Annotated in this window: 14 protein-coding genes; 9 read left to right on the plus strand and 5 right to left on the minus strand. The window is 71.0% G+C overall.

The window, feature by feature from the left end; translation table 11 throughout:
* Nucleotides 1-41: 41 nt before the first annotated feature.
* The 5 genes from H4N64_RS21140 (at nucleotide 42) to H4N64_RS21160 (ending at nucleotide 3,981) form a co-directional block, all read left to right on the plus strand.
* Nucleotides 42-1,241, plus strand: coding sequence for an FAD-dependent oxidoreductase (locus H4N64_RS21140; protein ID WP_186283965.1), 1,200 nt, complete (start codon nucleotides 42-44; stop codon nucleotides 1,239-1,241).
* Between the two features lie 29 nt (nucleotides 1,242-1,270).
* Complete coding sequence (locus tag H4N64_RS21145) at nucleotides 1,271-2,167, plus strand: RNA polymerase sigma-70 factor (RefSeq protein WP_186283966.1); 897 nt, start codon at nucleotides 1,271-1,273, stop codon at nucleotides 2,165-2,167.
* An 87-nt stretch (nucleotides 2,168-2,254) separates the two neighbouring features.
* Nucleotides 2,255-2,779 carry a helix-turn-helix domain-containing protein gene (locus tag H4N64_RS21150; protein WP_186283967.1) on the plus strand — a complete coding sequence of 175 codons (525 nt, stop codon included), beginning with the start codon at nucleotides 2,255-2,257 and terminating at the stop codon, nucleotides 2,777-2,779.
* Nucleotides 2,780-2,865: 86 nt separating this feature from the next.
* A complete protein-coding gene (locus H4N64_RS21155) occupies nucleotides 2,866-3,516 on the plus strand; it encodes a hypothetical protein (RefSeq protein WP_186283968.1) in 651 nt (216 codons plus the stop codon).
* 132 nt (nucleotides 3,517-3,648) lie between these two features.
* Complete coding sequence (locus H4N64_RS21160; protein ID WP_222109241.1) at nucleotides 3,649-3,981, plus strand: DUF2516 family protein; 333 nt, start codon at nucleotides 3,649-3,651, stop codon at nucleotides 3,979-3,981.
* A 95-nt stretch (nucleotides 3,982-4,076) separates the two neighbouring features.
* Here H4N64_RS21160 and H4N64_RS21165 read toward each other — a convergent pair whose 3' ends face one another.
* From H4N64_RS21165 to H4N64_RS21175, 3 genes are all read right to left on the minus strand, one after another.
* Nucleotides 4,077-5,423, minus strand: a complete 1,347-nt coding sequence (locus tag H4N64_RS21165; RefSeq protein ID WP_186283969.1) for a PP2C family protein-serine/threonine phosphatase — start codon at nucleotides 5,421-5,423, stop codon at nucleotides 4,077-4,079.
* Nucleotides 5,424-5,705: 282 nt separating this feature from the next.
* Nucleotides 5,706-6,797: a C40 family peptidase gene (locus H4N64_RS21170; RefSeq protein WP_186283970.1), complete on the minus strand. Its 1,092-nt coding sequence runs from the start codon at nucleotides 6,795-6,797 to the stop codon at nucleotides 5,706-5,708.
* A gap of 206 nt (nucleotides 6,798-7,003) precedes the next feature.
* Complete coding sequence (locus H4N64_RS21175; RefSeq protein WP_260859844.1) at nucleotides 7,004-7,741, minus strand: class I SAM-dependent methyltransferase; 738 nt, start codon at nucleotides 7,739-7,741, stop codon at nucleotides 7,004-7,006.
* Nucleotides 7,742-8,031: 290 nt separating this feature from the next.
* Here H4N64_RS21175 and mshA point away from each other — a divergent pair, with 290 nt between their 5' ends.
* Genes mshA through H4N64_RS21190 form a run of 3 tightly spaced genes read left to right on the plus strand, consistent with a single transcriptional unit; the run spans nucleotide 8,032 to nucleotide 10,712 of the window.
* A complete protein-coding gene (mshA, locus tag H4N64_RS21180; protein WP_186283972.1) occupies nucleotides 8,032-9,369 on the plus strand; it encodes a D-inositol-3-phosphate glycosyltransferase in 1,338 nt (445 codons plus the stop codon).
* Complete coding sequence (locus H4N64_RS21185) at nucleotides 9,362-9,862, plus strand: type III secretion system chaperone family protein (protein WP_186283973.1); 501 nt, start codon at nucleotides 9,362-9,364, stop codon at nucleotides 9,860-9,862. The genes mshA and H4N64_RS21185 overlap by 8 nt, the downstream gene beginning before the upstream one ends.
* A 58-nt stretch (nucleotides 9,863-9,920) precedes the next feature.
* Entirely contained in the window at nucleotides 9,921-10,712 is a 792-nt protein-coding gene (locus H4N64_RS21190; protein ID WP_186283974.1) for a hypothetical protein, read from the plus strand.
* Here the strand turns inward: H4N64_RS21190 and H4N64_RS21195 are convergent.
* Both H4N64_RS21195 and H4N64_RS21200 read right to left on the minus strand, forming a co-directional pair.
* Nucleotides 10,694-11,359: a methyltransferase domain-containing protein gene (locus tag H4N64_RS21195; protein ID WP_186283975.1), complete on the minus strand. Its 666-nt coding sequence runs from the start codon at nucleotides 11,357-11,359 to the stop codon at nucleotides 10,694-10,696. The genes H4N64_RS21190 and H4N64_RS21195 overlap by 19 nt on opposite strands.
* 18 nt (nucleotides 11,360-11,377) lie before the next feature.
* Entirely contained in the window at nucleotides 11,378-12,181 is an 804-nt protein-coding gene (locus tag H4N64_RS21200; protein ID WP_186283976.1) for a helix-turn-helix transcriptional regulator, read from the minus strand.
* Between the two features lie 49 nt (nucleotides 12,182-12,230).
* Between H4N64_RS21200 and H4N64_RS21205 the strand changes: the two genes are divergently transcribed.
* Nucleotides 12,231-12,656 (plus strand): DUF2000 domain-containing protein, encoded by a 426-nt coding sequence (locus H4N64_RS21205; protein ID WP_186283977.1) that lies wholly within the window; start codon nucleotides 12,231-12,233, stop codon nucleotides 12,654-12,656.
* The last annotated feature ends 1 nt before the right edge of the window (nucleotide 12,657 follow it).

Genomic DNA, 12,657 nt, shown 5'->3' on the forward strand with positions numbered 1-12,657 from the left:
CGGTGTCTGAAGGCCGAATCCCTGGAGTCGGAGGAGGCGTCGTGGCTGAGAACATCGAGGTCGTTGTCGTGGGAGGCGGGTACGCCGGGGTGATGGCGGCCAATCGGATCACGCAGCGTGGGGACGTGACGGTGACCGTGGTCAATCCGCGGGCGAGCTTTGTCGAGCGGGTTCGGTTGCATCAGTTGGTGGCTGGGTCCGACGATGCCGTCGTCGAGTATCCGGAGGTGCTGGCCGAGGGGGTTCGGCTGGTCGTCGACTCCGTCGTGCGGATCGACGCCGGCCGGCGCCGGCTCGACCTGGCTTCCGGGGGGACCGTCTCGTACGACTACCTCGTCTACGCGGTCGGCAGCGGCAGTGCCGTTTCCGGCGTTCCCGGTGCCGCCGAGTTCGCCCGTCCCATCGCCACCTTCGAGGAGGCCGAGCGGCTGCGGGGCGTCCTGTACGACACCCCCGCCTCCGCTCCGGTCACCGTCGTCGGCGCCGGGCCGCTCGGTATCGAGGTCGCCGCGGAGCTGGCGGAGGAGGGACGGGCCGTCACCCTCGTGTGCGGTGGGGAGCTCGGGCCGTATCTGCACGCGCGTGGGCGGCGTTCCGTCGACCGGCGGATGGCCGAGCTCGGGGTGACCGTCCTCGACGGCCCCGGCAGCAGGGCGACCGCCGTGACGCGGGACGCCGTACGGCTGGACGACGGCCGTGAGGTGCCGAGTGCCGTGACCATCTGGACCGCCGGGTTCGGTGTACCGGATCTCGCCGCGCGCAGCGGGCTGAGCACCGACGCCATGGGCCGGCTGCTCACCGACGAGACGCTGACCAGCGTCGACGACATGCGCATCGTCGCGGCCGGCGACTCCGCCGCCCCGTCGGACCTGCCGCTGCGGATGAGCTGCCAGGCCGCGATGCCGCTCGGCGCCCGCGCCGCGGACACCGTGCTCAGCCGGATCGCGGGGGAGGAGCCCTCGACCCTCAACCAGACCTTCGCCGGGCAGTGCATCAGCCTCGGCCGGCAGGCCGGCATCTTCCAGTTCGCCCACCGGTACGACGTGGCCGTGGGCTTCCACATCGGCGGCCGCCCCGGCGCAAAGCTCAAGGAGTTCGTGTGCAAGGGCATCGTCCGGCACCTGTCCGGCGAGGCGAACAAGCCCGGCTCGTACCGCCTGCACAAGGTCTCGGGAGGCCCCAGGCGCCGGCAGCTCCTGGACACCGAGCGCACCGACGCCACCGTCGAACCCGTGGCCTGACCCGCGCCCGCACAGGGGAGAGACCGACCATGAGTGATCACGCCACCGACCCGGCGACCGAGGTCTTCGTCGCCCACCGCAACCTCCTGTTCACCGTCGCCTACGAGATGCTCGGCTCGGCGGCCGACGCCGAGGACGTCCTCCAGGAGACCTGGCTGCGGTGGGTCGAGCTCGACCTGGAGCAGGTGCGTGACCCCCGGGCCTACCTGGTCCGGATGACCACCCGGCAGTCGCTCAACCGCCTGCGCAGCATGAAGCGCCGCAAGGAGTCGTACGTAGGTCCGTGGCTGCCCGAACCCCTGCTCACCTCGCCGGACGTGGCCGAGGACGTCGAACTCGCCGAGAGTGTCTCGATGGCGCTCATGCTCGTCCTGGAGACGCTCTCGCCGACGGAACGCGCCGTCTTCGTCCTGCGCGAGGTCTTCGACGTCGGCTACGACGAGATCGCCGCCGCCGTCGACAAGACCCCCGCCGCCGTACGCCAGATCGCCCACCGCGCCCGGCAGCACGTCGAGTCCCGCCGCCCCCGCGAGGCGGTCTCCGCGAGCCGGATCCGGGCGGCGCTCGACTCCTTCCGGCGCACCCTTGAGACCGGCGACCTCCAGGGCCTGCTCGACGTCCTCGCCCCCGACGTCGTCCTCATGACCGACGGCGGCGGCATCAAGCAGGCCGCGGTACGCCCGATCCTCGGCGCCGACCGGGTGAGCCGCTACATGATCGGCGGCATCGGAAAGGCCCAGGTCACGATCGCCTACGAGCCCACCGTGGTGAACGGCCACCCGGCCCTCGCTCTCGTCGTGAACGGCGAGACCGACGGCATCATGGCGATCCGCCTCGACGACGACCGCATCAGCGGCCTCTACTACGTCCGCAACCCCGAGAAGCTCACGCACATCGACTCGGAGACCCGGCTCACGCTGCGCTGAACACCGCCGGGAAGCTGGGACATGACACGGCGCACTATTGCAAGCAGGTGCTTGCAATAGTTAGCGCGGGTGGTGCAAGGTGGAGGCATGGCAACGCTCAATGTCGGCAATCTCGGTGAGTATCTGCGCGAGCAGCGGCGGAACGCCCAGCTCTCGCTGCGGCAGCTCGCCGAGGCCGCCGGGGTGTCCAACCCGTATCTGAGTCAGATCGAGCGCGGGCTGCGCAAGCCCAGCGCGGAGGTCCTCCAGCAGGTCGCCAAGGCACTGCGGATCTCCGCCGAGACGCTGTATGTGCGGGCCGGAATCCTGGACGCCGAGCGGGACCGGGACGAGGTGGAGACGCGTGCCGTCATCCTCGCCGATCCCACGCTGACCGAGCAGCAGAAGCAGGCGCTGCTCCAGATCTACGAGTCCTTCTGCAAGGAGAACGGCTTCGGGATCACGGCGGCCGAGACCACCGCCATGACGGGCGCTGACCCCGGCGAGGACGCCGGGCCCGTGGGACTCGGAGACAGCACGCGCACGAACGACGGCAAGGATGCCGACGTAAAAGACATAGCAGACATACAGGACACCGAGGATCCGCAGGAGCCGCGGCAGTCGGCCGGCTGAGCCGGGCAACCGGCCGCCGTCGCACGCGCCCACGGGACCACACCCACAAAACCCTCACCTGCAAGCGACCCGGGAGGACCATCAAAATGGCCATCACCGACGACCTCCGCAAGACCCTCAGCGACCCGACCCCGCTCTACTTCGCCGCCGGCACCGCCGACCTGGCCTTCCAGCAGGCCAAGAAGGTCCCCGGCCTGGTGGAGCAGCTGCGCGCCGAGGCCCCGGCCCGGATCGAGGCCGTACGCAACTCCGACCCGAAGGCCGTCCAGGAGAAGGCCGCCGCGCGCGCCAAGGAGGCGCAGGCCCGCGTCAAGGAGACGCAGGAGAACCTCCAGGCCAAGGTCAGCGAGTTCATCAGCACCCTCGACGGTGACCTGAAGAAGCTCGGCACCACCCTCGACGCCGACCTGAAGAAGCTCGGTGAGAGCGCCCAGGACTTCGCGCTGCGCGGCGTCGGCGTGGCCGCCGAGTACGCCGTGAAGGCCCGTGAGACCTACGAGAAGGTCGCCGAGCACGGCGAGCAGACCGTGAAGACCTGGCGCGGCGAGGCGGCCGAGGAGATCGAGGAGCTCGCCGTCGCCGTCGAGCCGAAGGCCGAGCCCGTCGAGGTCAAGGAGGCGGACAAGCCGGCCGAGGCCAAGCCCGCCGCGACGGCCGCGCCGAAGAAGCCCACCACCGCGAAGAAGACGGCGCCGCGCAAGACGACCGCCAAGAAGACGACTCCGCCCGCGAAGTAAGCGCGCGGGGCGATAAGGGGACGGGTCGGGCACTTACGTGGTGCTCGGCCCGTTGTCCGGGTAGCGGGCCTGCCGTTGCGGGTACGGTGACCGCGTAGGGACGAGCCGAGTCGGGTGGTGGACGTAGTGCTGATGCAGGGCTTCAACAACTTCATGGGGCTGCTGTACCTGGCGATGCTGGCGTTCGCGGTGGTGGCGTTCGTCATGGCAGCCCTGTTCCGCGAGGACGCGTACCGCGCCGCCGACAAGCAGAACAAGGGTTTCTGGCTGATCATCCTCGGCGTCGCTGTCGCCGTGAACTTCCTGGTGCCGATGCTCTTCCTCCAGATCGCGGGCCTGATCGCCTCGATCGTCTTCTTCGTCGACGTACGCCCGGCCCTCCGCCAGGTCTCCGGCGGCCGAGGCCGTGGCCGAGGCGGCTCAAGCAGCGATGGCCCCTACGGCCCTTGGAACGGCGGACGGTAACTGCAGCGCCCCGTTAGGGGCGCGGGGAACTGCGCGACCAGCCACGACGGGCCCGCAGTCGGCATACGACACTCGCCCCCGCGGCGATCAACCGCTCATCCCACCCGATCCAGCAGCAGCACAGCCACGTCATCGGTCAGCTCCCCGCCATTGAGGTTCCGGACCTCGTTGACGGCTGCCCCGAGCAGCGCCTCTCCCCGCAGCCCCTCGGCGAGCTGCCGCCGGACCATGGACACCATCCCGTCCTGGCCGAGACGCTCCTTGCCCTCGCCGATCCGCCCCTCGATCAGCCCGTCGGTGTAGAGCATCAGGCTCCACTCCGGTCCCAGCTCCACCTGCATCCGCGGCCACCGGGCCCCGGGCAGCAGACCGAGAGCCGGCCCGTTGTTGTCGTACGGCAGCAACTTCGCCTGACGACCCGGCCGGGCGAGCAGCGGCGACGGATGCCCGGCGAGACACAGGCCCGCCCGGCGACCGTCCGGTGCGATGTCCACCGTGCACAGCGTCGCGAAGATCTCGTCGTCCGCCCGCTCGTGCTCCAGCACCTGCTGAAGCGTGCCCAGTAGCTCGTCCCCGCACAGCCCGGCCAGCGTCAGCGCCCGCCAGGCGATCCGCAGCTCGACACCGAGCGCGGCCTCGTCGGGACCGTGACCACAGACGTCACCGATCATGGCGTGCACCGTGCCGTCGGACGTACGGACCACATCGTAGAAGTCACCGCCGAGCAGTGCCCGCGACCGCCCCGGGCGGTAGCGCGCGGCGAACCGCAGTGACGAGCCCTCCAGCAGCGGCGTGGGCAGCAGGCCTCGCTCAAGGCGGCGGTTCTCCTGCGCCCGCACCCGGCCCTCGGCCAGCCGGCGCTCGGCGGAGTCGGAACGTTTCCTCTCCACCGCGTAACGGATCGCGCGGCTCAGCAGCCGGCCGTCCAGCTCGTCCCGGAGGAGATAGTCCTGGGCGCCCACCCGCACCGCCTCCGCGCCGCGCTCGGCATCGCCGGACGCGGTGAGGGCGAGCACGGCGTGCCGGGGCGCGAGCTCCAGCACGTGCTTGAGCACGGCGAGCTCGTCGCTGTCGCCGCCGCGGCCCGGCGCGGGCAGCGCCAGGTCCAGCAGGATGCAGTGGACGTCGTCGGTGAGCAGCCGCTCGGCCTCGGTGAGGTTGCGGGCGGTGCGCACCCGGATCGGCTTGCCCGCCCAGTCGAGCAGTTCGGGCAGGACGGTGGAGCCGCCCGGATCGTCCTCGATGAGCAGCAGTGTCAGCTGGGTATGGGCGGTGCCGGTGGCACTGGTGTGGTGCGTGTTCTTCTTCTCGGTGTGCTCGACCGTGTCGTCCTCGCGCGGGGCCTCTTCGGCCGAGGGGCCGCCCACTGTGGGTGCGGCCGTCTGCGCCTGACCACCTTCCACGGCCGGGATCGCTCTCTGCCGCGGTACGGGTACGGGCATCGTCTTGGGTTCCTTCCCTCCCCCCGAGGGCACGGCGGGGACGAGGGACCTCGACCCACCGACGGGGACCATAGCGGTAGTCGGCACCGCAAAGGAATGGCGCAGGCCACGCCGTTCGGCGGCTGGCCTCTGTCATATGCCGCGTTCTGTACCGCAGTTGGGCAGGGCGGGAGGCCCAGGGGGATGACGAACGTCACGTCCGCCCGGGGTTTGGAACGGCCGCGCGCGTGCAGTGCGTCACGTGGCCCCGGTCACCCCGGGGCCGTGAGCGTGACTCCGGTCTCATACGTCCGGTCGTACGACCGCCAGGATCGGCATGGAACCGGCGCCCGCGAGGGTCACCGTGCGCCCCGGGCGCGGGGCGTGCACGATCGCGCCGTCGCCGACGTACATGGCGACATGGCTGGCGTCGTCGTTGTAGATGATGAGGTCGCCGGGGCGCATGTCCTTGATGTCGATGCGCTTGAGCTGCTTCCACTGCTCCTGCGAGGTGCGCGGAATCGGCTGCCCGGCCGCCGCCCAGGCCTGGGACGTCAGCCCCGAGCAGTCGAAGGTGTCGGGCCCCTCGGCGCCCCATTCGTACGGCTTGCCCAACTGTGCGGTGACATAGGCCACGGCCGTCTTGCCCTGCGCGGTCGCCTTGCCGTCGATCTCGTCGAGTATCCCGGAGTCCAGCCAGGCGGTTTGTGCCTTGCGAGCGGCCTGCCGCTCCAGTTCGGCGAGGCGCTCCTTCTCCTCCGCCTCCAGCTCCGACTCCAGCTTCTCGGCGGCCGCGATCTGCTTCTTGACCTTCGCCTTCGCCTTGGCCTTGGCCTTGCGGTTCGCCTCCAGCTTCTCCCACTGGGCGGAGGCGTCCTTCGCGTACTGCTCCAAGTCCTGCTGGGTGCGGGTCAGTTCGCCGAGCAGCCCCTTGGTCGCGCGCTCGCCCTGGATCACCCGGCCCGCGCCGTCGAGAAATTCCTGCGGGTCGTCGCTGAGCATCAGCTTGGCCTCGTCCGGCAGTCCGCCGCTGCGGTACTGCGCGGCGGCCGCGGCGCCGGCCCGCTCCTTGAGGTCGTCCAGCTTCTTCTTGCCCTTGACGATCTTCTTCGCCAGGGCCACGATCTCGGCGGACTGCTTCTCGGCCTTCTCCTCGGCGGAGTTGTACGCGTCGGTGGCCACGGCCGCGTCGTGATAGAGCCGGTCCAGCTTCTTGCGTACGGCCTCAAGGTCCTTGTTGGTCACCGGAGTCGAGGTCGCGCTCGGGGATGAGGTCGCGCTCGGGGATGGTGACGGGGTCGGACTCGCGAACGCGGTGCCCGGTGCCGCCAGCACGGTCACCGCGCAGACCACGGTGACGGCAGCGGTGATGAGGCTGCGCCTGCCCGTACCCATACCTCTTCCCCCAACCTGATTTACCGTCAGTAACTTACGGTCGTCTGGGGGATCGTGCCATGTCGCCGCGTAAAACGACAGAGGTTGTGCATCCTGCTGCTTTCCCCCTTTCCGCCCCCTCATGACGATCTCCCCGCCCATGTGACGAACGACTCGCGGAGATCGTTCCCCGCAGGTCAGTGCCTCGGGGGCGAGGTGACGGGCGCTCAGCGGACCGGTGCCAACGCCCCCCACGCCACCGTGACTTCGCCCTGCCGCCAGCGCACCGGCCCGTCCAGCACCGGCCAGTGGGCCGTCAGCTCCCGCACCGCCCGTATCCAGCGCTGCCGGGCGCCGTAGGAGGCATAGGGCGCGGCGGCGGCCCAGGCGCGGTCGAAGTCCCGCAGGAAGGCATGGACCGGCTCACCGGGGACGTTCCGGTGGATGAGCGCCTTCGGCAGCCGCTCGGCGAGATCCGAGGGCCGCTCCAGAGACCCGAGCCGCGTCGCGAAGGTCACCGTGCGCGCCCCCTCAGGGCCGAGCGCGACCCACACATGCCGCCGCCCGATCTCATCGCAGGTCCCCTCGACCAGCAGCCCACCACGGGAGCCATCGCCGGCCGGAGCGAGCCGCGCGCGCAGCCGCTCCCATACGGCGGCCACCTCGCCCTCCTCGTACTGCCGCAGCACGTTGGCGGCCCGGATCAGCATCGGCCGCTGGGGGATCGGGATCTCGAACCCGCCGTGCCGGAAGACGAGCCCCGCGCGCTCGTACGGCCGGGCGGCCGCGACCCGGGCCGGTTCGATCTCGACGCCCACGACACGCGCGCGTGGCGCGACGGTACGCAGCCGCCCGAGCAGTTCCACGGCCGTCCAGGGGGCGGCGCCGTACCCGAGATCGACCGCTACGGGCTCCCCGGCCCGCCGTAGCTCGGCCCCGTGCGTCGCCGCGATCCAGCGGTCCATGCGGCGCAGGCGGTTGGGGTTGGTGGTCCCGCGCGTCACCGTTCCCACGATGGGGGTCCCCCCGTTCGAGCGAAGCCGAGACTGGGGGAGAGATGCGGCGCGGGTCATGCCTAAGAGGGTATGCGGCGGCACCGTCCACGCACCCCACCATCGAACGGTTGAGCGACTTATGGTAATGATTCGACAAAGAACTCCCGGCGGGAAATGGAGCCGGGCCCTCCGGCGTTGCACTCCCGTGGAGGGCCCGCACGTCCTCCCTCAGGCATGCCCGCAGCGAGGAGGACCGCCACGTGAGCCACTACGTCAGCAGGCTCGGGCGTCGTTCTGTGGCGGCACCCCCGCGGCTGCGTCTGCACCGCCGCCCCCGCCGCGTCGCGATGCTCTCCGTGCACACCTCACCGCTCCACCAGCCCGGCACCGGCGACGCCGGCGGCATGAACGTCTACATCGTGGAGCTCGCGCAGCGCCTCGCCGCGATCAACATCGAGGTCGAGATCTTCACGCGCGCGACCACCGCCGCCCTCCCGCCGACCGTGGAGATGGCCCCCGGCGTCACCGTCAGGCACGTCGACGCGGGCCCCTACGAGGGCCTCGCCAAGGAGGAGCTCCCCGCCCAGCTCTGCGCCTTCACCCACGGCGTGATGCAGGCCTGGGCCGGCCACCGCCCCGGCCACTACGACCTCGTCCACTCGCACTACTGGCTCTCCGGCCACGTCGGCTGGCTCGCCGCCCAGCGCTGGGGCACCCCCCTGGTGCACGCCATGCACACGATGGCCAAGGTCAAGAACGCCAACCTCGCGGAGGGCGACAGCCCCGAACCCGCCGCCCGGGTCATCGGCGAGACCCAGATCGTGGCCGCCGCGGACCGCCTGATCGCGAACACTGCGGAGGAGTCCGACGAACTCGTCCGCCACTACCACGCGGCCCCCGACAAGGTCGCCGTGGTCCACCCCGGCGTCAACCTCGACCGCTTCTCGCCGGCCGACGGCCGCGCAGCCGCCCGCGCCCGCCTCGGCCTGCCCCAGGACGCCCTGATCCCGCTCTTCGCGGGCCGCATCCAGCCCCTGAAGGCCCCGGACGTGCTGCTGCGCGCGGTCGCCGTCCTGCTCGACGATCGCCCCGAGCTGCGCTCCCGCATGATCGTCCCGGTCGTCGGTGGCCCGAGCGGCAGCGGCCTCGCCAAACCCGAGGGCCTGCAGAAGCTGGCGGCCCGCCTCGGCATCGCCGACGTCGTACGGTTCCGTCCGCCCGTCGGCCAGGACCAGCTCGCGGACTGGTTCCGGGCCGCCTCGGTCCTCGTCATGCCCTCCTACAGCGAGTCCTTCGGGCTGGTCGCCATAGAGGCACAGGCGGCCGGGACTCCGGTGCTCGCGGCGGCGGTCGGCGGACTCCCGGTGGCCGTGCGCGACGGGCAGACCGGCTTCCTCGTACGAGGACACCAACCCGCCGCCTACGCGCGCGTGCTGCGCGATTTCGCCGAGAACCCGGAGCTTTCCGCCCGGATGGGCGCCGCCGCGGCCCGGCACGCCCAGTCCTTCGGCTGGGACACCGCGGCCGCCGCCACGGCGGACGTCTACACGGCGGCGATCCAGGCCCACCGCCGTCGCGTACGCTCGCACCATGGCTGAGGCAGACAAGACAGCGCAGGTCGTCGAGGGTTTCCTCGTGGACGCCGAGCTGGAGTGGGAGAGCCCCGCGCCTGGCAACTACGTCGTGAAGCTGCCCGGCACCCGCAAACTGTCGACGACGCTCTCCCTCCTCGTCGGCCGCCACTCCCTGTCGCTCAACGCCTTCGTCATCCGCCACCCCGACGAGAACGAGTCCGGCGTCCATCGCTGGCTGCTGGAGCGCAATCTCAAGCTGTACGGCGTGAGTTACGCCATCGACCAGCTCGGCGACGTCTACGTCACCGCCAAGCTCCCCCTGTCGGCCGTCACCGCCGACGAGCTCGACCGCCTGCTCGGACAGACCCTGGAGGCCGCCGACGGCGCCTTCAACACCCTCCTTGAGCTCGGTTTCGCCTCGGCGATCCGCAAGGAGTACGAGTGGCGGACGGCCCGCGGCGAGTCGACACGCAACCTGGACGCCTTCGCCCACCTGACACAGCGTCCGGTGGACTGACCTCCGCTGTTAGCCTGTCGCGGCCAAACCCAACCCCACCGATCCGAAGAGGTTGTGCATGCGCGCAGGCAGATCCGGCTCCGCGGTCGCGCTCGCGGGAGCGCTCGCCCTCGTGGCGTTCACCGCACCGGCCGCGGAGGCGTCGGACACCGGGATCACGGTGTCCAACCTGGTCATCAACAACGGGAAGCCCGTCATCGTGGGCACCGCCGCCGAGGTGACCCCCGACTTCACGTTGCATGTCAAGCGGCCCTCGGGCTACGCGTACAACGAGGTCGAGGCATCCCCCTTCCTGTACCACGGCGTCACGGCCGCGCAGGGAGCCCAGGAAGGCGGCATCTACTCAGGCGGCGAGACCTACTACGAGGACGGGTCCGTCGAGGGCGAGCTCTACATCGACCCGCCCTACACGCTGGACTCCAACAACGACGCCACCACCTGGAAGATCGCCGTCTCCGCCCGCACCTGGGGCTCCGACGGCCAGCCCGACGCCGAGGAGTACCTGACCGGCTTGGGTACCGTCCAGGTCAAGCGCGTGGCGAAGGCCACCGTGAACGCCTCCCCGGAGCCGATCGCCAAGGGCAAGACGCTCACCGTGACGGGCAGGCTCACCCGCGCCGACTGGGTCAAGCACGCGTACGTCGGCTACGGCGGCAAGTCGGCCAAGCTCCAGTTCCGCAAGGCGGGTACGAGCACATACTCAACGGTCAAGATCGTGCAGGCGAACTCCACCGGCGACCTGAAGACCACGGTCACGGCCTCCGCCGACGGCTACTGGCGCTGGACGTTCAGTGAGACGTCCACGACGGGCGGGGCGACGGCCAAGGGCGACTACCTCGACGTCACCTGAGCCGTGCCCGGCGCAGGGCGGTGCAGGGTGTCGTAGCCGACGAAGGTGAACATGCGCTGCCCGGGAACGAGGGGAAGGGGCTCGCCGGTGAACCGGTGGGCCCCGACGCCGTACGGGATCTCGGTCCCGGTCACCCACACCCGCTCGAACCCCCGCTCCTCCAGCCACTCGCACACGCGCGTGTCGTAGTGCCGGGTCCGTGTCCACACCACCGTGCCGCCCGTCCGGCACAGCCGGGTGCAGTGGTCGAGGGTGCGTTCGGTGTCGGCGTCCGTGAGGTTGCCGAGGACGCCGCAGAGCAGAACCAGGTCGGCAGGGACCATGGCGACATAGTGGTCGGTCAACGCGGCGTCCCCGACGACGACTTCCACCCCGGACAGCCCGGCGGCCGCGGCCAGGCGCCGCGCGGCTGCCGCATTCCGCTCGTCCAGCTCGACGAGCCGGGCGCGTACGTCGCCGCCGCGCGGATGCTCCGCGAGCACCCCGCTCAGATCACGCCCCTGACCGGCGCAGAGGCTGACGACGCGGAGCGGGCCCGGCGGGGCGTCGTCGAGGGCGAGACGGATGCGTTCCTGGACGAGGGCCAGACGTCGGCTGAGGTAGGAGTCGGGGATGTCGTACGCGTCGTGCCACGTATGCCAGTCCATGCAGGGAGAGTACGGCGATCAGCGCGCCCGCGCGCGGGCGTAGCGCCCCGGGGTCACCCCCACCAACTTCCTGAAGTGCCGGGTGAGATGGGCCTGGTCGAAGAACCCGGTCTCCACCGCGACATCACCGATGGGCCGCCCGTCGAGAAGCAGTCGGCGCGCCCGGTCGACGCGGCGGGAGTTCAGATACTGGTGCGGTGCGATGCCGTACGCGGTGCTGAACGCCCGTACCAGATGGGCGGGATGGGCCTGCACCAGCCCCGCGGCCTCCTCCAGCGACAGACCCTCGACGACCCGCTCGTCGAGCAGTTCGCGCAGCCGACGGGCCGGGGTGGGGTCGCGGTGCGGGGCCGTTCCCGTGACCAGCCTGGGCCGCAGGTGGGCCCGCAGGCGCTCGTCGATGAGCGTCAGTCGGCTCTCCGCCTCCAGCTCGTCGCCGGGCCGGGCGAGCGCGGTGTGCAACTGCCCGACGCGCAGCCGCAGTACGGGATCGCGCAGGTCCGGCCCGTCGACGGCGGGACCGATCAGATCCTCGCCGAGCCGAGAGCCGTCGAGGTAGACGACCCGCTTGCGGAAGCCGCCCGGGGTGGCCGGGGAGCCGTTGTGCGGGACGTGCGGCGGCAGCAGGGTGACCGTGTCGTGCGGGGTGCCGTGCTCGTGCCGGTCGAGGTCGTAGCGGACGGCGCCGTCGTCGACGATGAGCAGGGTCCAGGCCTCGTGGACGTGCATGGGGTAGGCGTACTCGGTGAAGTGGGCGTGGAAGACCTCGGTGACGCCGGGGACACGGGGGCGCCACGCGGTGACTTCCTGCCGGGCGGCCATGCAAAGAACGTACAAGACGGTGCCGTAGGGCGGTCGGCAGTCTCGTCGCATGAGCACTGAACCCATCCGATTCGACACGAAGATCGCCGTACTGCTGCGCGAGGACCTGGAGCCCTGGCAGCGCCTGAACGTCACCGCGTTTCTGGTCAGCGGCCTGGGAACGCAGGTCCCGGAGGTGATCGGGGAGCCGTACGAGGACGCCGACGCGGTGGCCTATCTGCCGATGTTCCGGCAGCCGGTGCTGGTCTTCGAGGGCTCCAAGGAGACGCTGAAGGCGGCCCACGCGCGCGTGCTGTCCCGCGCGCTGCCCCGGGCCGTGTTCACCTCCGACCTGTTCGGCACCGGCAACGACCGGGACAACCGGGCGGCCGTACGGGCCGTGTCCACGGGGGACCTGGACCTGGTGGGGCTCGCGGTGTACGGGCCGCGGAACGCCGTGGACAAGGTGGTGAAGGGGGCGCGGATGCATCCCTGAG

Origin of the sequence: Streptomyces cupreus, from assembly GCF_014257025.1 — a bacterium.
Classification (GTDB): Bacteria; Actinomycetota; Actinomycetes; order Streptomycetales; family Streptomycetaceae; genus Streptomyces; species Streptomyces cupreus.

What these genes read in the sequence shown, in the direction of transcription:
- H4N64_RS21145 (WP_186283966.1), top strand. Translation starts at nt 1,271, where the DNA reads ATGAGTGATCACGCCACCGACCCGGCGACCGAGGTCTTCGTCGCCCAC.
- H4N64_RS21150 (WP_186283967.1), top strand. Translation starts at nt 2,255, where the DNA reads ATGGCAACGCTCAATGTCGGCAATCTCGGTGAGTATCTGCGCGAGCAG.
- H4N64_RS21155 (WP_186283968.1), top strand. Translation starts at nt 2,866, where the DNA reads ATGGCCATCACCGACGACCTCCGCAAGACCCTCAGCGACCCGACCCCG.
- H4N64_RS21160 (WP_222109241.1), top strand. Translation starts at nt 3,649, where the DNA reads ATGCAGGGCTTCAACAACTTCATGGGGCTGCTGTACCTGGCGATGCTG.
- H4N64_RS21165 (WP_186283969.1), bottom strand. Translation starts at nt 5,423, where the DNA reads ATGCCCGTACCCGTACCGCGGCAGAGAGCGATCCCGGCCGTGGAAGGT.
- H4N64_RS21170 (WP_186283970.1), bottom strand. Translation starts at nt 6,797, where the DNA reads ATGGGTACGGGCAGGCGCAGCCTCATCACCGCTGCCGTCACCGTGGTC.
- H4N64_RS21175 (WP_260859844.1), bottom strand. Translation starts at nt 7,741, where the DNA reads ATGGACCGCTGGATCGCGGCGACGCACGGGGCCGAGCTACGGCGGGCC.
- H4N64_RS21185 (WP_186283973.1), top strand. Translation starts at nt 9,362, where the DNA reads ATGGCTGAGGCAGACAAGACAGCGCAGGTCGTCGAGGGTTTCCTCGTG.
- H4N64_RS21190 (WP_186283974.1), top strand. Translation starts at nt 9,921, where the DNA reads ATGCGCGCAGGCAGATCCGGCTCCGCGGTCGCGCTCGCGGGAGCGCTC.
- H4N64_RS21195 (WP_186283975.1), bottom strand. Translation starts at nt 11,359, where the DNA reads ATGGACTGGCATACGTGGCACGACGCGTACGACATCCCCGACTCCTAC.
- H4N64_RS21200 (WP_186283976.1), bottom strand. Translation starts at nt 12,181, where the DNA reads ATGGCCGCCCGGCAGGAAGTCACCGCGTGGCGCCCCCGTGTCCCCGGC.
- H4N64_RS21205 (WP_186283977.1), top strand. Translation starts at nt 12,231, where the DNA reads ATGAGCACTGAACCCATCCGATTCGACACGAAGATCGCCGTACTGCTG.